Annotated in this window: 16 protein-coding genes; 9 read left to right on the top strand and 7 right to left on the bottom strand. The window is 62.6% G+C overall.

What is annotated here, in order from left to right; translation table 11 throughout:
* Positions 1 to 43 precede the first annotated feature (43 nt).
* Together BLS41_RS20850 and BLS41_RS20845 are read left to right on the top strand one after the other, a co-directional pair.
* Positions 44 to 805, top strand: coding sequence for an amino acid ABC transporter permease (locus tag BLS41_RS20850; RefSeq protein WP_074768253.1), 762 nt, complete (start codon positions 44 to 46; stop codon positions 803 to 805).
* 2 nt (positions 806 to 807) lie between these two features.
* Positions 808 to 1,464: an amino acid ABC transporter permease gene (locus BLS41_RS20845; protein WP_074768251.1), complete on the top strand. Its 657-nt coding sequence runs from the start codon at positions 808 to 810 to the stop codon at positions 1,462 to 1,464.
* A 96-nt stretch (positions 1,465 to 1,560) separates the two neighbouring features.
* Here BLS41_RS20845 and BLS41_RS20840 read toward each other — a convergent pair whose 3' ends face one another.
* Genes BLS41_RS20840 through BLS41_RS20830 form a run of 3 tightly spaced genes read right to left on the bottom strand, consistent with a single transcriptional unit; the run spans position 1,561 to position 5,569 of the window.
* On the bottom strand, positions 1,561 to 2,853 hold the full coding sequence (locus BLS41_RS20840) for a c-type cytochrome (RefSeq protein WP_074768249.1): 1,293 nt from the start codon (positions 2,851 to 2,853) through the stop codon (positions 1,561 to 1,563).
* 12 nt (positions 2,854 to 2,865) lie between these two features.
* Complete coding sequence (locus BLS41_RS20835; protein WP_074768247.1) at positions 2,866 to 5,112, bottom strand: xanthine dehydrogenase family protein molybdopterin-binding subunit; 2,247 nt, start codon at positions 5,110 to 5,112, stop codon at positions 2,866 to 2,868.
* 1 nt (position 5,113) lies between these two features.
* A complete protein-coding gene (locus tag BLS41_RS20830) occupies positions 5,114 to 5,569 on the bottom strand; it encodes a (2Fe-2S)-binding protein (RefSeq protein WP_074768245.1) in 456 nt (151 codons plus the stop codon).
* Between the two features lie 379 nt (positions 5,570 to 5,948).
* Here BLS41_RS20830 and BLS41_RS20825 point away from each other — a divergent pair, with 379 nt between their 5' ends.
* Both BLS41_RS20825 and BLS41_RS20820 read left to right on the top strand, forming a co-directional pair.
* Positions 5,949 to 6,350: a hypothetical protein gene (locus BLS41_RS20825; protein ID WP_074768243.1), complete on the top strand. Its 402-nt coding sequence runs from the start codon at positions 5,949 to 5,951 to the stop codon at positions 6,348 to 6,350.
* A 397-nt stretch (positions 6,351 to 6,747) separates the two neighbouring features.
* Positions 6,748 to 7,575 carry an alpha/beta fold hydrolase gene (locus BLS41_RS20820; protein WP_074771082.1) on the top strand — a complete coding sequence of 276 codons (828 nt, stop codon included), beginning with the start codon at positions 6,748 to 6,750 and terminating at the stop codon, positions 7,573 to 7,575.
* A gap of 12 nt (positions 7,576 to 7,587) precedes the next feature.
* Here BLS41_RS20820 and BLS41_RS20815 read toward each other — a convergent pair whose 3' ends face one another.
* Both BLS41_RS20815 and BLS41_RS20810 read right to left on the bottom strand, forming a co-directional pair.
* The gene (locus BLS41_RS20815) at positions 7,588 to 8,631 is read right to left on the bottom strand and encodes a peptidoglycan DD-metalloendopeptidase family protein (protein WP_074768241.1); all 1,044 of its coding nucleotides are present in this window, start codon (positions 8,629 to 8,631) and stop codon (positions 7,588 to 7,590) included.
* A gap of 606 nt (positions 8,632 to 9,237) precedes the next feature.
* Positions 9,238 to 9,654 carry a hypothetical protein gene (locus BLS41_RS20810; RefSeq protein ID WP_074768239.1) on the bottom strand — a complete coding sequence of 139 codons (417 nt, stop codon included), beginning with the start codon at positions 9,652 to 9,654 and terminating at the stop codon, positions 9,238 to 9,240.
* A gap of 371 nt (positions 9,655 to 10,025) precedes the next feature.
* Between BLS41_RS20810 and BLS41_RS20805 the strand changes: the two genes are divergently transcribed.
* The gene (locus BLS41_RS20805; protein ID WP_074768237.1) at positions 10,026 to 10,355 is read left to right on the top strand and encodes a hypothetical protein; all 330 of its coding nucleotides are present in this window, start codon (positions 10,026 to 10,028) and stop codon (positions 10,353 to 10,355) included.
* Between the two features lie 54 nt (positions 10,356 to 10,409).
* Here the strand turns inward: BLS41_RS20805 and BLS41_RS20800 are convergent, their stop codons facing one another.
* The gene (locus BLS41_RS20800) at positions 10,410 to 11,582 is read right to left on the bottom strand and encodes a porin (RefSeq protein WP_074768235.1); all 1,173 of its coding nucleotides are present in this window, start codon (positions 11,580 to 11,582) and stop codon (positions 10,410 to 10,412) included.
* A gap of 531 nt (positions 11,583 to 12,113) precedes the next feature.
* Between BLS41_RS20800 and BLS41_RS20795 the strand changes: the two genes are divergently transcribed.
* Both BLS41_RS20795 and BLS41_RS20790 read left to right on the top strand, forming a co-directional pair.
* Positions 12,114 to 13,223, top strand: a complete 1,110-nt coding sequence (locus tag BLS41_RS20795) for an OpgC domain-containing protein (protein ID WP_074768233.1) — start codon at positions 12,114 to 12,116, stop codon at positions 13,221 to 13,223.
* Positions 13,224 to 13,315: 92 nt separating this feature from the next.
* Entirely contained in the window at positions 13,316 to 14,227 is a 912-nt protein-coding gene (locus BLS41_RS20790) for an alpha/beta hydrolase (RefSeq protein ID WP_074768231.1), read from the top strand.
* A 163-nt stretch (positions 14,228 to 14,390) separates the two neighbouring features.
* Here BLS41_RS20790 and BLS41_RS20785 read toward each other — a convergent pair whose 3' ends face one another.
* The gene (locus BLS41_RS20785; RefSeq protein ID WP_074768230.1) at positions 14,391 to 15,506 is read right to left on the bottom strand and encodes an AI-2E family transporter; all 1,116 of its coding nucleotides are present in this window, start codon (positions 15,504 to 15,506) and stop codon (positions 14,391 to 14,393) included.
* A 341-nt stretch (positions 15,507 to 15,847) separates the two neighbouring features.
* On the opposite strand from BLS41_RS20785, the gene BLS41_RS20780 reads away from it, so the two are divergent.
* Complete coding sequence (locus BLS41_RS20780) at positions 15,848 to 16,132, top strand: DUF3331 domain-containing protein (RefSeq protein WP_074771081.1); 285 nt, start codon at positions 15,848 to 15,850, stop codon at positions 16,130 to 16,132.
* A gap of 360 nt (positions 16,133 to 16,492) precedes the next feature.
* Positions 16,493 to 19,099 (top strand): adenosylcobalamin-dependent ribonucleoside-diphosphate reductase, encoded by a 2,607-nt coding sequence (locus BLS41_RS20775; RefSeq protein ID WP_074768228.1) that lies wholly within the window; start codon positions 16,493 to 16,495, stop codon positions 19,097 to 19,099.
* Positions 19,100 to 19,283 lie beyond the last annotated feature (184 nt).

Here is a 19,283-nt window from a genome sequence, read left to right as displayed (position 1 = left end):
CCCGGTTCGCGGCGGAGTTTGACCTCATGATGAGCGCCATCCGATGACCTATGCGTTCGATTTCAGCGGCTTCGGCCTCTATGCGGGCATGCTCGCGCACGGCGCCGCCGTCACGTTGGGGCTGACCGCAGTCTCCACGGTGCTCGGCGGTCTGGTGGGCATTGGTGGCGCGAGTATTGCGGTGGGCGGTCCGAAATGGGCCCGCTGGATCGTCGCGAGTTACGTCGAGCTGATCCGCAATACGCCGTTCATCGTGCAACTGTTTTTTGTGTTCTTCGGCTTGCCGAGCCTCGGCATTCATATCGACGAAATCCAGGCCGCGATTCTGGCGATGACCGTCAATCTCGGTGCGTACGCGATCGAAATCGTGCGCGCCGGGATCGATTCGATTCCGCGCGGTCAGGTTCAGGCGGCGCAGGCGCTCGGTCTGCATAAACGCCAGGTGTTTCGCCATGTTGTTCTGCCGCAGGCCGTTGCCAACGTGTTTCCCGCGTTGCTGAGCCAGGTGCTGATCGTGATGCTCGGCTCGGCGGTCGTATCGCAAATCTCCGTGCCCGATCTCACGTATGCGGCCAATTTCATCCAGTCGCGCAACTTCCGTTCGTTCGAGAGCTACGTGATCATCACCGCGACCTATCTGCTGATGTCGATCGTGCTGCGGCAAATTCTCAACCGCTTCGGGCGTGGGCTGTTCGCGGGACGTGTCGCGCGCAATCAAGGCGACAATAGCGACAGCGGCACGCCGCGTAACTGGCGCAGCCGCCTGATGTGGCGCGGCGCACGCACCCTGCCGACGGAGCGCTGATCATGGTCGAATTCACTCTGTGGGACATCGCCCGCAATCTGCTGCTCGCAGCGCGCTGGACGGTGCTGCTGTCGCTGATCGCCTTTGTCGGCGGCGGCGTGGTCGGGCTGATTCTGCTCGGCATGCGCGTATCGCCGGTTGCGTGGCTGCGGCGCGTGGTTATCGTGTACGTGGAAGTGTTTCAGGGCACGCCGCTGCTGATGCAGTTGTTCCTAGCGTTCTTCGGCTTGCCGTTGCTCGGCGTGGACGTCTCGCCGTGGGTCGCCGCCACCGTCACGCTGACGCTTTATACGAGCGCTTATCTGGTCGATATCTGGCGCGGCTGTGTCGAAGCCGTGCCGCGCGGACAGTGGGCCGCGGGCGCCAGTCTCGGCATGACGTTCGGCCAGCAACTGCGCTACATCGTGTGGCCGCAGGCGCTGAAAATCGCCGTTGCGCCGACGGTCGGTTTTCTCGTGCAGGTGGTCAAAAGCACGGCGCTGGCGTCGATCATCGGCTTCACCGAATTGACCAAGACCGGCACGATGATCACCAATGCCGCGTTCCGCCCGTTTCCGATCTACGGGATGGTCGCGATGATTTACTTCGCGATGTGCTTCCCGTTGACGTGGTATGCAAGGGTACTGGAGAAGCGGCAGAAGGTCGGGCAGCATCGCTGAAAAAGCGGCGCGCGCGAAAAGAACCTCATGTTAAAAGCGGCAACCGTGCAAAACACGGGTGCCGCTTTTTCTTTGCTTACGAGTTAAAACTCGCCGCTACCTCGCCGCCTGGGTCGACTTGCGCAACTTCGCCACGTCCGCCGCCGTTACCGCTCCCGCGCCGTTGTTCCACCCGCCGCGCACGAAACTCAGCACATCGGCGATCTGCTGGTCGTCGAGCACCGGCGCGAACTTCGGCATCGGGAACGGCGACGGTACACCGCCAATCACCAGATCCGCGGTGCCGTTCAGCGTGACGTTGATCAACGACGACGCGTCCTTTTCCAGCACGTTTGGATTACCCGCCAGCGGCGCGAGCATCGGCGCGAAACCCTGTCCGTTTGCGCCGTGGCAATGCATGCAATACGCCGTATAGACCCGTGCGCCCGCATCGTTGGCCGGCCGGTTCAGCGACACCTTCGTCGCCTGCGGATCGTACGTATAAGGCGGTTTGCCATTGCCGCCCGCCGGCGGCAACGATTTCAGGTACGTCGTCATCGCCGCGATGTCGGTGTCGGTCATGGCCTGCGTGCTGTTGTTGATCACGCTGGTCATCGAACCGAACGCCGAGGCGTGGCGATTCGCGCCGGTCTTCAGGAACGCCTGCAGATCCTGCTCGTTCCAGCGACCCAGCCCGACGTTATGCTCGCCGGTCAGATTCGCCGCGAACCAGCCGTCGAGCACGCCGCCTGTCAGGAACTCGCTGCCGCTTTCGTCGAGCGCCTTTTCCTGGAACGCGATGCCGCGCGGCGTGTGGCACGAGCCGCAGTGTCCGAGTCCCTGGATCAGGTACGCGCCGCGATTCCATGCGACGTCCTTGCCCGGTTTGTCCTGATAGACGTTTTTATCCAGGAACACCATGTTCCAGAACTTCAGCGGCCAGCGCATGTTCAACGGCCATTTGATGTCCGGCTCGCGGTTCGCCTGCTGCACGGGCGCGACGCCGTGCATGAAGAACGCGTACAGCGCCGCCATGTCGTTGTCGTTGACCTTGGCATACGACGGATACGGCATCGCCGGATACAGGTTGTGGCCGTCTTTGGCGACGCCTTCGCGCATCGCCCGCTTGAAGTCCGCGAGCGTGTAGCCGCCGATACCGGTTTGCGGATCGGGCGTGATGTTGGTGGTGTAGATCTGGCCCATCGGCGTGGTCATCGGCAGGCCGCCCGCGAACGGTTTGCCCTTCGGCGCCGTGTGACACGCGACGCAATCGCCGAGCTTCGCCAGATACGCGCCGTGTTGCACCAGCGCCTGGTCGGCCGTGCTGTCCGCCGCATGCGCCGAGGCCTGAAAAATAAACGGCAGTGCGACGCACAACGCCGCACCGACACCCTTCAGTGTGTTTTTCATGTCGGGCTCCGGTCAGGCGGTTTTCAGTTGGCTGCCAACCGGCAATTGCCGCAGCCGCTTGCCGGTGGCTGCGGCAATCGCGTTGGTCAAGGCGGGCGCGAGCGCGGCTGTGCCGGGTTCGCCGATACCGCCCGGCGCCTCGGTGCTTTTCACGATATGCACGTCGATGGGCGGCGTCTGGTCGATCCGCAACATCCGGTAGTCGGTGAAATTGTTCTGCTCGACGCGACCGTCCCTGATCGTGATCTCGCTGTACAACGCCGCCGTGATCCCGAAGATGATGCCGCCCTGCACCTGCGCTTCGATCGTGTTCGGATTGACCACCATCCCGCAATCGACCGCACACACCACGCGCTTGACCGCCACCTCGCCCTGATCGACCGCGACATCGACGACGATCGCGAAGAAGCTGCCGAACGCGTGCATGACCGACACGCCGCGCCCTTGCCCGTTCGGCAACGCGCTGCCCCAGCCGGCCGCCTGCGTCGCGGTGTTCAGCACGTTCAGCGCGCGCGGTGTCTTGCCTAACAGGTCCTGCCGGTACTTGACCGGATCGATCTTCGCCTGCGCGGCGAGTTCGTCGATAAAACTCTCGACGACGAAGGTGCCGCGCGTCGGGCCCACGCCGCGCCAGAACGCAGTGGGCACCGCGTGCGGCTCCTGACGCACATAGTCGACCAGTTGATTGGGCAGGTCGTACGGAAGGTCCGACGCGACCTCGACCGCGTCCGGATCGAGCCCGTTCTTGAACGCGGGCGGCGCGAAACGCGCCATCACAGACGAGCCGACAATCCGGTGTTGCCACGCCACCGGCTTGCCGTTCGCGTCGAGCCCGGCGGAGATCCTGTCGTAGTAATACGGCCGGTACATGTCGTGCTGAATGTCTTCTTCGCGCGTCCACACCACCTTGACCGGCGTTTGCAGCTGCTTGCCGACCTTGACCGCCTGCGTGACCATGTCGAATTCGAGCCGCCGTCCGAAACCGCCGCCGATCAGATGGTTATGCACGACGATCTTGTCGGCGGGCAGCCCCGTGACCGCGACGGCTGCATCCACCACCCGGGTCGGCACTTGCGAGCCGAGCCAGATATCGCAACCGTCCGCGCGCACGTGGACCGTGCAGTTGACCGGCTCCATCGTCGCGTGGGCGAGGAACGGCTGCTGGTACACCGCGTCGACGCGCGACTTCGCGTTAGAAAACGCAGTGCCGACATCGCCCTCCTTGCGGGCCACCGCGCCCTTGCCATTGGCGGCCGCACCGGCGAGATCGTCGACGATCTGCTGCATCGACACGTTCGCGCCCGCGCCTTCGTTCCATTTGATGTCGAGCGCCTGCACGCCGCGCTTCGCGGCCCACGTGTGATCGCCGATCACCGCGACGGCGTTGTCGATCTTCACGACCTGCCGCACGCCGGGAATCTTCTTCGCGTTGGTGTCGTCGACGCTGGCGAGCGTGCCACCGAACACCGGGCAGTTCGCGATCGCCGCGTAGACCATGTCGGGCACGCGCACGTCCAACCCGAACAGCGCGGTGCCGTCCACTTTTTCCGGCGAATCGAGACGCTTGGCTGGCGTGCCGATCAGCTTGAAATCCTTTGGGTCTTTCAACGGCACGTTCTGCGGCGCGGGTAATTTCGCGGCGGCGTCCACCAGTTGTCCGTAGCCGATGCTGCGATTGCTGGCCGCGTGAATCACCTGGCCGGCCTGCGCGTGACAACTCGACGGATCGACCTGCCATTGCTGCGCCGCCGCGCCGATCAACACCGTGCGAGCGGTCGCGCCGGCGCGGCGCATCGGCTCCCACGCGAAGCGGATCGAGGTCGAGCCGCCGGTGAGTTGGCCGCCGAGCAGCGGGTCCATGAACAGTTTTTCGTTCGGCGGCGCGTGATCGACCGTGACCGAATCGAGCGGCACTTCGAGTTCTTCGGCGATCAGCATCGGAATCGATGTGTACACGCCCTGGCCCATCTCGACCTTCGGAATCACCAGCGTGACCTTGCCCGTGTTGTCGATCTGGATAAACGCGTTGGGTGCGAATACGCCGGTTTGCGGCGTCTCGACGCCGTCTCCGCCGATCACCGATTTGCCCGCCTTCTGATCCTGGCTCGCGGCCGGCATGCTGAAGCCGAGCAGCAGACCGCCACTCGCCGCCGCGCCGATCGTTACGCCGAACTTCAGAAACGTGCGGCGCGACAAACCTTTGGTGTGCGCTTCCGACGGTTCTGCGCCGTTCTGTGCATCGAGCAGTCCCTGGGACATGTCATGCCCCCTTCGCGGCTTGCTTGATCGCCGCGCGGATGCGGTTGTAGGTCCCGCAGCGGCAGATGTTGCCGGCCATGGCGGCGTCGATATCCGCGTCGCTGGGGTTCGGGTTGCTGGTCAGCAGCGATGCCGCCGACATCACCTGCCCGGACTGACAGTAGCCGCACTGCACCACGTCCAGTTGACGCCATGCCTGCTGCACCTTCGCGCCAGCGGGCGTGCTGCCGACTGCTTCGATCGTGGTGACCTTGCGCTCGCCTACTGCCGCCGCCGGAAACACGCACGAGCGGATCGCGACGCCGTCGAGATGCACGGTGCATGCGCCGCACTGCGCGATGCCGCAGCCGAACTTGGTGCCGGTCAGGCCGACGAGATCGCGCAGGACCCACAACAGGGGCATGTCGGGCGGGGCGTCGACGGTATGAGTCTGACCGTTGATGTTGAACGTTGTCATGAGCGGCTCCGGGTGGGGATTATTGTTGATGAGGCTGTTTAGACAGAGACGTCGAACCAAAACGCAAAGACTGTCTGCGTTTATTCGGACAGCCGGACTAATGCACGATGGGGTCCGGCTGCCTGCTGCAAATCGACGATGAAGCTTAAGCGCCACGGCAATCATGCGCGGCACGACCGTGCGAGCGCAAACGAAAAAATTGTAGTCGTGGAAAAAGAAATCTGCCGTGTGGGTGGGTGGCGGCAAGGCGGCATGCGTGGTGGGTGCCTGCTGGCGCGTGGCGGTCGATTCCCGCCGAATCATCCAGGCGGCGATTTTGTTAGCATGAGTGCTGGCTGAATCCGCTGCCTGATCCGAACATATCCGAAGGAGCCGCACCATGAATGACACGCAATGCACCCAATTCCTCTCGGACATTCGCCGGCCGCTGCTGGCGCTGCACAAGGCCATTCTCGATCACGAGCGAGCGGTGTATGAGAAGGAATTCGGTCCGGTGACGCCTGCTGCGTTTCTGCAGGTGCTCATCAACGGTTCGGGGTTTCGCTGGCTGACGCCGCTGTCGACGGTGATTGCGAACGTCGACGAAATCCTCGACGACAACGAGGCCGACGCCACCGACCGGCTGGCCGCAGCGCAAGCCGTGACGGGTCTGTTTTCCGCCGATCAACCGAACAATATGTTCCTGCCGCGCTACCTGCCATTGCTGCAGGCCGATCCGGCGATCCTGCATCAGCATGGGCAGGTGTCGCAACTGTTGCGCGGTGTGCAGGAGAAAAAGTAGCTTGTGGCAAGAGGGAATACGCGGTCGGCTCCTGTATTCCCTCACCGTTGAAAATGGGTGTTTCGATGGCTTCCAGTCGTCGGGCTGGGAATCTCACAAGCAGGCCGTCGAAAGATTAGCGGCGTTCCCGCGCGCAGCCATCGAAAATACCCGTTATTTTCAGCCGATTTATGCTCGATCAGTAAGAGTATGAGCGGTTGGCACTGTCTGCTTCCGGTCCAGACCAGGCTGTAGCTCGCCGAGCTTTCAATTTGCCTGGCGTTGCTGAATAAAACAAAGGTGAGCTTCTACGGGAAGCTATCGACAACCTGGCCAGCCCACTCGACTCACCCCTGCTCAAACGTAAGCGCACATTCTTGCGATGCCGACGCCAATGCCGATTTCCCCATTCGATCTCATGCAAAACTGGCCGCTTCCCGAAAGCTATACCTTCCGCGATCAAACCGTGCGCTATCGCGTGACCGGCAATGGTCCGCCGCTGGTGCTGGTTCACGGCACGCCGTTTTCTTCGTATGTGTGGCATCGCATCGCTGCGCATCTCGCCGAAACTCGCACCGTGTATTACTACGATCTGCTCGGCTATGGCCAGTCGGAGCAGCGCGACGCTCAGGATGTCTCGCTCGGCGTGCAGAACGTGTTGCTGGCGCAATTGCTCGCGCATTGGCGGTTGAAGAAGCCGGACGTGATTGCGCACGACTTCGGCGGTGCGACGTCGTTACGCGCGCATCTGATCGATCAGTGCGACTATCGCAGCCTCACGCTGATCGACCCGGTCGCGGTCGCGCCATGGGGTTCGCCGTTCGTGCGGCACGTGCGCGAACACATCGACGCCTTCGCGGGACTGCCGCCTTATATCCACGAGGCGGTGGTTAACGCGTATGTGCGCGGCGCGATCGCCCGTAAGATCCCGGATGCGGAACTCGCGCCTTACGTCGCACCGTGGCTCGGCGTAACGGGACAAGCCGCGTTCTACCGGCAGATCGCACAGATGGACCAGCGCTACACCGACGAGATCGAAGCGCGCTATTCGCAGATCCGCTGTCCGGTTCAGATTCTGTGGGGCGAGCAGGATCAGTGGATTCCGCTCGAACGTGGCCGCCACCTGGCCGGTGTGATTCCGGCAGCGCGCTTTCACGCGGTGCCGGATGCCGGTCATCTGATGCAGGAGGACGCGCCGGAGGCGATCGTCGCCGCGGCGCTACGCTGGTTCAATGACGATGCGTGACCCGCAGGGAAATTAGCCGCGCCCTTGCGGCAGATACGGCATCGGATCGACCGGTTTGCCGTCGCGGCGCACCTCGAAGCCGACGGAAACACGTGAGTTGTTTTCGTCGCCCATTTCCGCAATCTGCTGGCCTTGTCGAACGACGTCGCCGATCTTCACCAGCAATTTGCGGTTATGCGAGTACGCGGTCAGGAAGTCCTTGTTGTGCTGCACGATGATCAGACTGCCGTAGCTGTTCAGGCCGGTGCCGGCGTACATCACCTTGCCGTCGGCGGCGGCCATCACGGGATCGCCGGGCTTGCCGCCAATCTCGATCCCACGCGTTTCGCCGGGCTGGAATCCTTCGACTACGCGGCCCCCTGCCGGCCATGCCAACGACACGCTGTTCGCATGGCGAGCGGTCTCATGCGCGACCTCGCGGACTTCGGCAGCGGACGGCGCGGGTGCGGCGGATTGCAGAGCCGCGACGGTTGACGTAGCGGGCACTGCGGACTGCTGCGTTGCGATAGTTGACGCCGCTGCCTGTTGTGAAGCCGGTGAAGCCGGTGCGGCCGTAGTCGACGAAGCCACCGAAGCCGCCGCGGACTTCGCAGCCGCTGCCTGCGCTGCTTGCGCTGCTTGCGCCGCCTTAACCTCCCGCACCGTTTCCGGCGATGCCACGTGCAGCACCTGCCCCAACTTAAGCCGCGACGAGTTCTTCAATCCATTCCACGCCTGCAACTGCTTGAGGCTGCAGTGGTGATGCTGCGCGATGCGCGCGAGCGAGTCGCCGTGTTTCACGCGATAAACCAGCGGCGGCGATTTCCTGAGCGGCTTGCTCTCATCGGCATTGATGCGGACCGACGTTCGCGCAGCCAACGCATTACTTCCAGGCGCAGCGGCCTGATTTGCCACCGTCGCCGTTGCCGTCGAGGTTGCCGGTACGCCGGACGCCGGATCCGTTGCCGCGCCGTTTTGCGCGCCCTGCTGGCCCACGTTGGCACAACCGCTCACGGCCAGCGCAACCCAGACGCCGGTCAGACTGCCCATCATTGTTCTGTTGAAGCGTTTTACCATCTTGTTCGATTCCTGCCTCGTTCCTGGGCTGGCCGGATGCCACCTGACGCGTAAGATGCGCGCGGTCTTGCGCCGCGCAGCCACCTTCGCGACATGGCGAGCCGCCTCGTGCGGCGCTCATCCAATGCCCTGCTGATCAACCCTGCTTGCTGCTCGCCGGATGCCCGGAAACACAGACGCCCAGCGCCCGGATGCCGGTGCTTCAAAACAGCCGGTTTTCAGCGAAGCCAGCGGGGTTGCCGATTAAAATTCACGCGGAATTGTAAAGTGCGCTCAACCTCAAACGCCCCGCTCCAAACAAACTGATACAAACATTACGCACGGTATTTCCAGCTTCGTTTTACGCGCCGATGCGGATGCGCCCGACAGCCCTTTCATGCGGGCATGCATCGATAAATTTGCGGAAAAAAGCAGCAAACAAGCGGTAGAGAAGCGGTGAAAAAGAAATGCCCTCGTAATCACGCGCTAACGGCCGCTAATTAGACCTTTAACGGCAATCGTCGTTAGAACTTGAATCGCGGACGGATCGCGACCGCGTGGGTCACGCAAACGCATTTCATCGAGCTGACAGAACGTCATCTGTGCGCCCGACGAAATGAGCGCTGGTCAACTGTAGTACTGCCCCTGGTACTTCACGTACCCCACCGGATGATGCGTGAAGTGCAACACCGACAGCACGGGATTGTCATTGTCTTCAGTGGGATAGGCTTTTGCCTCGGGAATGTATTCGCCTTGAGCCTCGATGGGCTGCCCCGCCTGAAGCCCGGGGATCTCCTGCGCGAGGCCTTCGTTATCGCCGAAACGCACCGCGACGAATACCTCGGTGCCGACGAGGTTCTCCGTGCCGCCTTCGAACTTCACCACCGTGTCGATCTTGATCACGAACTGCTGATGATTCGCGCCGTGGTGGTTCTCGGGACTATCGAACACCTTGCTGATCGTCCCTTGCACGCAGGCGAGCGGCGCGCCCAGCGAATGAACATAACGATGATGCGGAAGAATCTGCGTTGCACGATTACTCATGAAGTCTCCGTGAAAGAAAACAGGCTTGCCGATGACGAAACGTAAGGCGCGCGATGAAGCAGCAGCGCGACAACAGCGCGGTACTGTTTGAGCCTGCCATGACGCGGGAGTTCATTGCAGCCATACGTGATCCAGGTTCGCACTCATGCATCGCAATGCAGCGACGTTTCGGGAATTCCCGGCACCCGCATTTAAGACAAATACGATAGGTTCGCGAACCCGAAGCAAATATCCTTACGCGTCCGTTTGAATTTTCCTGAAACGCAGATCGGCTTTACATCGAAAGGGAAACGGATGTCCGTCAGATTATTTTTTACTTCGCTCGTTGAATCGGCATCGGCATCGACATCGCGAAGACAGTTGAGGCGCAAGTGGATTCTCTTCATTCGGCCAACCGCTTCATGGGCGGCTTTTTCTTCAGCACCGTGGTCGCCGCCGTCATCATGGTTCTGCTGTGCAATGCCGGTAATTTTTCGCCGTTGGCCGCGAAGCTCAACGCGTGGCAACAGGTGATCGTGACCGCCCTCGTCGCGCTGGTCATCGTCGATATAAAACCTCTGGCTTATAAAACCTTCTGGCGCGAGCGCCGCAGCAGCTTCGTGCTCGACGAAGATCTGGGCGCAACGTTGCGCGGCAGAACCTCAGGCATTCCGGCCGGCGTGATTCTCGGCATTCTGATCCAGAACTACGTGATGAACTGAGCCGTATGACGTGACGTGTGATCCATGACGCGCGACACGTGCAGCGCCGCGAAGCTAGAACTTATGCCGTATCGCCGCGCGCACCACAACCTGCCGCGAGGTCGATGAAGGCGCCTGGGTGCCGGGTGTAAAGGCATCGTCGAGAATCGAATAGGTCGGGTCGCCCGTCACCTGCTGATATTCGCCCTGGAGATAAACGTCGGTGCGCTTGGAGAGGTTGTAATCCGCCATCAGACCGAACGAGTGAATGCGCGGCTTCACGCCGCCGGTCGACGCATCGTAGGTTTCCATCGTGTACACGTACTGCGCGCCGACGAAGAACATCGGCGAAATCTGATACTTGCCATTCACCTCGAAGTTCTGATACTTCAGCGAGTTCAGCAGCACGCCGGGAGGCACCAGCGGCGTCACGCCGAGATAGCCGTTGGCGGTCGGGTCCAGATAGTTCGAGTTGCTGTAGACAAACCCCGCCGTCGCCGGACCAAACGTGTAGGTAATGCCGCCGCCGAACACCCGCATGCGCGCGGCGATGAAATTGGCGTCGTTGCCCGCAATCGCACCGTTGGCGCCGTTGCCCGGATTGTCGGCCTGCAAATAGGCCGCGGCCACCAGCAGACCGCCGTACGCATACTGGCCGCCAAAGCTATACGCGCGATTGTTCGCAAAGCCCACATCGTTGCTGAAGCTGTACGTGCCGCCGAACTGGAACCCGGCCAGCGACGGGCTCGTATATTTGACCGTGTTGTCGAGGCGAAACGAGTTGTCGGTGTTGTCGTTGTCGTACGGATGCGAGAACAGTTGACCGGCCCAGTTGCCGTTGGCCGTGGTCTGGGCCAGATAGTCGACCAGCGAGTCGTACTGGCGGCCGAACGTCAACGTGCCGTACTGCGCCGAACTGAGTCCGACGAAAGCCTGGCGGCCGAACATCCGGCCACCTTGTTCCAGTCGGCCGGAACTGAGATCAAAACCGTTTTCGAGCTGAAAGATAGCCTTCAGGCCGCCGCCCAGTTCCTCGGCTCCGCTCAAACCCCAGCGGCTGCCTTGCGCAAATCCACTGGCCAGTTCGTAGACATGGCCGCGACCTACGTTATTGGTGTAGTTGATGCCCTCGTCGATCACGCCATACAGCGTGACGCTGGTTTGCGCCGACGCCGACGAAGCGAAGCCGATGACGGAAGTGACGGACAAAGTGGCGGAGACAGCCAGCGCGAACACTTGCCTGCTCATGAAGATCTCCCTGCACTCGAGTAATGGGACAACTCGATCCGGCCGCTCGTTGTTCTCGACGCTTTTCTGGTGCTTCGACAGGCTGCTTTTTAACGCGCCGCGCTGTTCAGAAATCCTCACACGCCGTTAGCTGGCCGTCCATTGGGGTACGCTTTGATCTTTTAAAATGTTGCTAATTCTCCACTGCAAGCGCGTGCCTCTTCTGTCTCCGCGCGTGTTCAGGTAAACGGCAAAGCGCCGCCGGGACTTGAAAGCAGCGGCAGGTCGTCCACTGGACGACCTGCGCGATCCGCGCCGGATTTGTCACAGAAGGAAATATAATCCCCGGCTTTTGCGGCAGCGCAGCGGAACTCCGCGTTGCTCAGCAGGTCATTTTTACAGTCCCCTGACACAGCCTCGCGAGGCCGGCCAACGGGGCGACGCGGATCGCGAATCCGCCGCAATACTCAATCCAATTTCTAAAAAGCCTTGTGAGACGTCCGCCGCGCTGAATCAGCGCGCCGTCGCACGGGGCTGCTTTTGGCGCAAACAATGCAACAATCATCCTCCCGGCTGATCGAACTCGACTTTTTCCGCGGACTGGTCCTCCTGATCATCGTTGTCGATCACATCGGCGGCAGCATCCTGTCGCGCGTCACGCTGCACGCGTACGCGTTGTGCGATGCCGCCGAAGTCTTCGTGTTCCTCGGCGGATTCGCCACGGCCACGGCCTACGCCGCGCTTGCCGAGCGGCGCAACGAGACGATCGCGCGCAGCCGCTTCCTGCGACGCTCGCTCGAAATCTATCGCGCGTTCCTCGTTACAGCCGGGTTGATGCTGCTGGTCAGCGCCGTGTTGAGCGCGCTCAGCATCGACGGGCCGAATCTCGCGACCACCGACCTCGACGACCTGATCGACGCCCCGCTGTCGGCGCTGCGCGACATTCTGCTGTTCCGCCGCCAGCCTTATCTGGCTTCCGTGTTGCCCATGTACGCGTTCTTCGCGCTGCTGGTGCCGATGATCCTGCCGCTCGCGCGCAGCAAGCCATGGCTGCTGCTGGCCGGTAGCGTCGCGTTGTGGGCCGGTGCGCCGGCAATCGACGCGTATCTGCCCGCCGCGCCCGACATGCACTGGGACTTCAATCCGTTCGCGTGGCAACTGCTGTTCGTACTCGGCGTACTGGCGCGTTGCCAGCCGGTGTATCAGCGGATCAGCGCGCACCGGCTCGGGTGGATCGTCAGCGTGACAGCGTTCGGCGTGGTAATCGCCGCCGCGTACTACAAGCTATTTATGGCGCATGAACCGCTCAGCGCGAGCCTCAAGCAGAATCTGTCCTACTTGCGGGCGATCAACTTCCTCGCGATTGCGTGGCTCGTCGCCAACCTGATCCAGCTTGGCTGGGCAAGGAAGCTGGCTCAATGGCTGCCGTGGGTCGGTGTGATAGGCCGCAAGGGGCTGCTGTGCTTTATCGCGGGCGCGGTGATCTCGCTGGTGGTCGACTCGGTGCTGTATGCGGCCACGGACGGTTACCTGAACTATCCGCTCGGGCTGCTCGCGGACGCGATCGCCGTCGGCGCGTTGTTCGCCGTCGCGCTGGGGGTCGAGCCGCTGAAGCGCCTGGTGGGCCGCTTCGTCGGTACGCGGTTGCGGACCTCGCCTTGAGCGGCGAAATCGCACTTTCCCCATCTCAATTTTGCCTCCGATGCTGATAGCATGACGGCCGCGCGAACTCCGCGTCGGCCTCTCACACTGACATGCGTCCATTCCTTCCTCTCGCACTCGTTTCGCTATGCGCCGTGACGACGGCCAACACGTCGGCTCAAGCCAGCACTGTCGTCAGCCGCAGCTTCCACTCCGACGCGCTGGGCCGTGACTGGTCCTACACGGTCTATCTGCCGACCGGCTATCGCCACGACGCGCCGCGCCTGCCCGTGCTTTACCTCCTGCACGGCAACAACGGCGACGCCAACGACTGGCTCACGCAAGGTCATCTGCAAAGCGCCGCCGATGCGCTGATCGACCACAAGGACATGCCGCCTGTCGTGATCGTGATGCCGCAAGGCGGCACCGACTGGTACGTCGACCGGAAGGAAAAGATGGAGACCGCGTTCTTCGCCGACCTGATCCCCGAGATCGAAGCGCACTACGCGGTGTCGACCCAACGCGGCGGCAGGATGATCGGCGGCGTGTCGATGGGCGGGTTCGGCGCGCTGCGTTACGCGTTGACGCAGCCGGAGCTGTTCTGCGGCGCGTTGCTGCTGAGTCCGGCGATTTATTCGAACGAGCCGCCGCGCGCATCGGCGGCACGGCGTGTGGGCGTGTTCGGCGACCGTCAGTTCGACCCGCGCGTCTGGCACGAGTTGAACTATCCGGCGCAGTGGGAGCGCTACATAAGCCGCCCGTATCGCCTGCCGATGTTCATCGCAGCGGGCGACGACGACCTCGATATCCAGGCCGACGCCTCCGTGCTGTACACGCATTTGCGGCAGGCGGGGAACCCGGCGGCGCTGCGCATTATCGACGGCGGTCATACCTGGGATGTCTGGAGCGCGCTGCTGCCCGCCGCGCTGAAATACACGCTCGGCTGCGTGAAACCTGCGGCTCAGGGGCCGTCGTCGGCTTCGGGCGTGCCGACGCAGGAACATCCGTCGTATATGCGGCCTTGAGCGGCTGATTGCCGGTTGGCGGCATACGTGGGATGCGGTGTGCGATCGCAGGTACTGCCGCTTCGACTGCGGCGGTATCGATTCGAACAGCTAATGCGCACGAAGCACCAACGCACGCCGGGTGGCATGCACGCGGCGTGCGTTGGCCTGACTGACCACCCGCCTATTTCACAAGATCGGTCCACAAAACCATCAGCACGGTCATCAGCGCGGGGCCGATGAAAATGCCGAGCAGGCCGAACGTCTCCGCCCCGCCGAGAATGCCGAACAGCACCAGCAGGAACGGCAGGCGCGTCGAGTTGCCGATCAGCACCGGCCGCACGAAGTGCTCGGCGATGAACACGACCACCGAGCCGAATACCGCCAGTCCGATCGCCGCGGCCACCGAGCCTTGCGCCACCAGCCACAACGCCGCGAGACCGAAAGTGATCGGCGCGCAGAACGGCAGCATCGCGGCGATCGCGGTGATGAACCCGAGCAGCGCGACATGCGGCAGACCCGCCACGAAATACGCGACGCCCATCAACGCGCCTTCGCCGAGTCCGACCACCACCAGGCCCGACACGGTGCCGCGCACGGCTGCCGCCATCCGTTGAAGCAGTGCTGCGCCGTCCTCGCCGAAACCCTTGCGCATTGCCTTGAGCAACGAGCCGGACAGACGCGGCCCCGCCTGGAAAATCACGAACAGCGTGACCAGCATGAACGCGAAGACCACCATCGCATGAACCGCGCGCGCGCCGAAATGGCGGCCGAGCGTAATCACCGTGGTGCTGTGCAGGCCTTTCATCGCGGCCGATCCGCGCAAGGGCTGGGCAAGATTGGCCTGCCACCAGTCTGAAATCTGCTGAACCCCGAACGGCAAACGCCCGATAAAGTCCGGAACCGCAATGCCGTTCTCCTGCGCGGACTTGAACCACTCATTCAGGTCGTGCGCCTCACCCAACGCCTGGGCGATCACGATCCCGACCGGTAGCACCACCAGCAGCGCAATCGCAAGCGTCATCGCCACCGCGATCAGCGTCGTGCGGCCGGTGAACCAGCGGTTGCCCTCGACCCTGCGCAACAGCGGCCACAGCGCGATCGCCACGACACCGGCCCACGCGACCACCGCAATGAAGTCGCGCACGACCCACAGCGCCAGCAGCACCAGCCCGATATACAGCGCGAGCGACGCAGCCTTCTGCTTCTTCAGTCGATCCGGCCTGGGCGGCGTGGCTGCGGATTCGGGCGGTGCGGCGGGCGGTGCAGCAGGCGGTGCAGCGGGCGGGCGTGAAATCATGTGGACTCGTCGGTTGGGGAGATGTGCGCGAGCCGACCGGAAAAAATCAAAACCGCTACATTTGCAGCGCACGGTCGCTCGTCAATAACCACATCTTAAAGGAAGCGCCGGAGCCCTTTCCAGGCGGCACTTTCGTCGCGCTACGCACAACACTGCGTTGCAAAAATCCACACTATTAAAAATTCACATACAAAACGGCCCGCAAAGCCCGTCATTGCGGCTGACCGCATTTGTCAAGTGGGATTATTGCTATTTCGAGAACAGTGTTTCAACCGCGGCACAATGGCTATCCGGCGCGCGCGGGACTACATTCGGCACACCACAATACGGAGCCGATGATGATGACCTTAGAGTCCATCCCCCTTGCCGGTACCAATGGCGTACGCATCGAGATTCTCGAGCGCTCCGACACGGCGCTGGTGATCCGCTGGGTAGAGCCGGGGCGATGTCATTACGGAGAGCAGCGCTGGCGTCGCCGCTCGGCGCATACCTCCGGGACCTGCGCGGTATCGCGCCGCAAGATCCGTCGCGGTGACGCGGTGTTCAAACCGGCTGAGCGGCCGGCTCCGTCGAATGCATCCGCGATGATCTGTGCTGAAATTCTGGGTGCGCTGGCTGAAGCCTGACGGTTTTATCGGGCGAGCCGGGTTCTGTTCCGAGTCTGTTCTGATTCTGCTTCAACCCTCCTTGCCTGGGCCACGCCGTTAGTGACCGCGAACGCGCCTGGAGCCGTTCATGTCCACCCGCCTGTCGTTATCTGTGATCGCCCGCCCCGCCATCTGCGCAAAAACTGCCTCGTGCGGGACGCGGCGGACCGCGTAACCCGCGCTCCCTCAAAGGTCAAAACCCGCCGATTGCGGCCCTTCGCCGCGTGCGTTAAGGTGGACCTCATTGCGTCACGTCAGCCGCCGGCTCGATCCGCGGCGTTACGCTGACCGGCATCCACCACCGCGCCGTGCCGCTGCGGCGCCGTTTGAGGGCCTACCATGGCAGAAGACACGCCCAGCACCCGCGCCGCAACACCTGCTGTTGCCGCACCATCCGCACAATCCGCGCCAATCACCCCGCCCGCTCCCCTCGTCGCGCCGCAACAATTTTCCGTGGATGTCCTGCTCGAGAAGTATGCGAAAGGCGACGAGCAATCCGCCGACGACGTCTTCCAGCGCGTCGCCCGAGGCGTCGCCCAGGCCGAACCGGCTGCGCTGCGTGAATCGGTCGAAGCGCTGTTCGCCGATAACCTCCGGCACGGCGCGCTCGGCGCGGGACGCATCATGAGTGCGGCGGGCACCGGCATCGCGGCCACGTTGATCAACTGCTTCGTGCAACCGGTCGGCGACGCGATTCAGGGTGTCGACGAACAGGGTCTGCCCGGCATTTACGTGGCGTTGCTGCAAGCGGCCGAAACGATGCGGCGCGGCGGCGGCGTCGGCTACAACTTCTCCGCGATCCGGCCCAAGGGCGCTCGCGTGCGCACCACGAGTTCGTCGGCGTCGGGCCCGTGCAGTTATATGGACGTGTTCGACGCGTCGTGCCGCACCGTCGAAAGCGCCGGTTCGCGGCGCGGCGCGCAGATGGCGGTGCTCGACTGCAATCACCCCGACCTGCTCGAATTCATCGAGGCCAAGCATTCGAAGGGACGCTGGAACAACTTCAACGTGTCGGTCGGCGTCACCGACGAATTCATGCGCGCGGTCGAAGAAGATCAGCCTTGGCAACTGGTGCATCGCGCGGAGCCGTCGCCGGCCATGCGCTCGGCCGACGACGTGCGTCAGCGCGAAGACGGCCTGTGGGTGTACGGCGAACGCCCGGCGCGCGAGATCTGGGATCGCATCATGCGCTCCACTTACGACGTCGCCGAACCCGGCATCGTGTTCATTTCGCGGATGAACGAGGACAACAACCTGCGCGCGGTCGAAACGATCCGCGCGACCAATCCGTGCGGCGAGCAACCGTTGCCCGCGTACGGCTGCTGCAATCTCGGGCCGTTGAACCTGACACGTTTCGTCATCGATCCGTTCGCGCAGATGCAAGGCCGTCAAGCGTCGTTCGACTGGGACGGGCTCGCGAAACGCACGCGCACGCAGGTGCGTTTTCTCGACAACGTGCTCGACGTCACGCTGTGGCCGCTGCAGCAGCAACACGATGAATCGCGTGCGAAACGGCGCATCGGCGTGGGCTTTACCGGTCTCGGCGATACGCTCGTGATGCTCGGTCTGCGCTACAACTCGCAGGAAGGCCGCGACTTCGCCGTGCGCATCGCGAAGCTGATGCGCGACGAAGCGTATCGCGCGTCGGTCGAACTGGCGAAAGAACGCGGCGCGTTTGCGCTGTTCGACGCGGAGCGCTATCTCGAAGCGGGTACTTTCGCGTCGCGGCTGCCCGAAGACATCAAGCAGGCCATTCGCCGCGACGGCATTCGCAACAGCCATTTGCTGTCGATCGCGCCGACCGGCACGGTGAGCCTCGCGTTCGCAGACAACGCGTCGAACGGTATCGAGCCGGCCTTCTCGTGGACCTATACGCGCATGAAGGTGATGGCCGACGGCGGCCGCGAGTCGTTCGATGTCGAAGATTACGCGTACCGTCTGTATCGCGAGCTGGGTGGGAATGTAGACAAGCTGCCGGACTATTTCGTCAGCGCGTTGCAGATGTCGGCGCGCGACCATCTCGAGATGATGGCGGCCGTGCAACCGTACGTGGACACATCGATCTCGAAGACGGTGAACGTGCCCGCCGATTATCCATTCCACGCATTCGAAAGCCTCTATTTCGACGCGTGGAAAAGCGGGCTCAAGGGTCTTGCCACCTATCGCCCGAACGAGACGCTCGGCGCGGTGCTCAGCGTGAGTCCGCCGCAGCAAACCAGCGACGACACACTCGCCGACACCGATCTCGACCCGCTGCGGATCGCGATCGATCATCGGCCCAAAGGTGAGTTGCCGGCGATCATCGAGAAAGTCGAGTATCTGACGCAGGCGGGCAAGAAGTCGCTGTATGTGGCGGTGTCGTTCATTGAAGTGACCGGGCGCCTGGGCGGTGAAGACGTGACGATCGAGCGGCCTATCGAGTTCTTTATTCCGACCGGTCAGCGCGACGAATCGCAGCAATGGATCACGGCGACCATGCGGTCGCTGTCGCTCGCCGCGCGCGGCGGTTTTGTCGGGCGAAACCTGCAGGATATGCGCAAGGTGTCGTGGGATCGCGGTCAGGTGAGGCTTGGCGAAGTGCAGCGTCTGGACGGTCATCGCACGCCGCGTTGGCACGATTCGGAAGTCGCCGCGCTGGCGTTCGCGATTCAACAGATTCTGCATCGGCGCGGCTTTCTCGACGCCGAAGGCAACCAGTTGCCGTCGCGTGTGCTGGCGCGTTTGCCGCGCGGGCAGATGAAAGCGGAGAGCGCGTTACCGGCGGATTTCGGTATTCGTCCGTTCCCATCGGAAGCGGATGCCAGGGCGGTCACGCAATCCGAGGGAGCCTCGGGCATGCATGTGATGCTCGGACGCAAATGCGGATCGTGCGGCGCGAATGCGGTAATTCGCAAGGACGGCTGCGACTTTTGTACAGCGTGCGGAGAAGTCGGCGCGTGCGGATGATGCGACGCTGAATACAGTTCGTGTTCCTGTGAGTTGACGCATAAGTTGAAACATTGACAGCGTAAGATGAACCGCCTGACAGCCTAAAATGCAACCTTGCATTTTAGGCAAAGTCCAGTTTGACGTTAGTCTCGCACCCGCCTGCGCTTGCAGGCGGGTGCCCTTAATTCGACCTGCGTCTAAA

The sequence above is a fragment of the Paraburkholderia fungorum genome (genome assembly GCF_900099835.1).
Taxonomy (GTDB): Bacteria; Pseudomonadota; Gammaproteobacteria; order Burkholderiales; family Burkholderiaceae; genus Paraburkholderia; species Paraburkholderia fungorum_A.
The sequence above is the reverse complement of the archived record's forward strand: the minus strand, read 5'-3'. Positions and strand labels throughout refer to the sequence as shown.

Bases quoted from the DNA above. Each gene is read 5' to 3' on its own strand.
- BLS41_RS20850 (WP_074768253.1), top strand. From the start codon at position 44: ATGACCTATGCGTTCGATTTCAGCGGCTTCGGCCTCTATGCGGGCATG.
- BLS41_RS20845 (WP_074768251.1), top strand. From the start codon at position 808: ATGGTCGAATTCACTCTGTGGGACATCGCCCGCAATCTGCTGCTCGCA.
- BLS41_RS20840 (WP_074768249.1), bottom strand. From the start codon at position 2,853: ATGAAAAACACACTGAAGGGTGTCGGTGCGGCGTTGTGCGTCGCACTG.
- BLS41_RS20835 (WP_074768247.1), bottom strand. From the start codon at position 5,112: ATGTCCCAGGGACTGCTCGATGCACAGAACGGCGCAGAACCGTCGGAA.
- BLS41_RS20830 (WP_074768245.1), bottom strand. From the start codon at position 5,569: ATGACAACGTTCAACATCAACGGTCAGACTCATACCGTCGACGCCCCG.
- BLS41_RS20825 (WP_074768243.1), top strand. From the start codon at position 5,949: ATGAATGACACGCAATGCACCCAATTCCTCTCGGACATTCGCCGGCCG.
- BLS41_RS20820 (WP_074771082.1), top strand. From the start codon at position 6,748: ATGCAAAACTGGCCGCTTCCCGAAAGCTATACCTTCCGCGATCAAACC.
- BLS41_RS20815 (WP_074768241.1), bottom strand. From the start codon at position 8,631: ATGGTAAAACGCTTCAACAGAACAATGATGGGCAGTCTGACCGGCGTC.
- BLS41_RS20810 (WP_074768239.1), bottom strand. From the start codon at position 9,654: ATGAGTAATCGTGCAACGCAGATTCTTCCGCATCATCGTTATGTTCAT.
- BLS41_RS20800 (WP_074768235.1), bottom strand. From the start codon at position 11,582: ATGAGCAGGCAAGTGTTCGCGCTGGCTGTCTCCGCCACTTTGTCCGTC.
- BLS41_RS20795 (WP_074768233.1), top strand. From the start codon at position 12,114: ATGCAACAATCATCCTCCCGGCTGATCGAACTCGACTTTTTCCGCGGA.
- BLS41_RS20790 (WP_074768231.1), top strand. From the start codon at position 13,316: ATGCGTCCATTCCTTCCTCTCGCACTCGTTTCGCTATGCGCCGTGACG.
- BLS41_RS20785 (WP_074768230.1), bottom strand. From the start codon at position 15,506: ATGATTTCACGCCCGCCCGCTGCACCGCCTGCTGCACCGCCCGCCGCA.
- BLS41_RS20780 (WP_074771081.1), top strand. From the start codon at position 15,848: ATGACCTTAGAGTCCATCCCCCTTGCCGGTACCAATGGCGTACGCATC.
- BLS41_RS20775 (WP_074768228.1), top strand. From the start codon at position 16,493: ATGGCAGAAGACACGCCCAGCACCCGCGCCGCAACACCTGCTGTTGCC.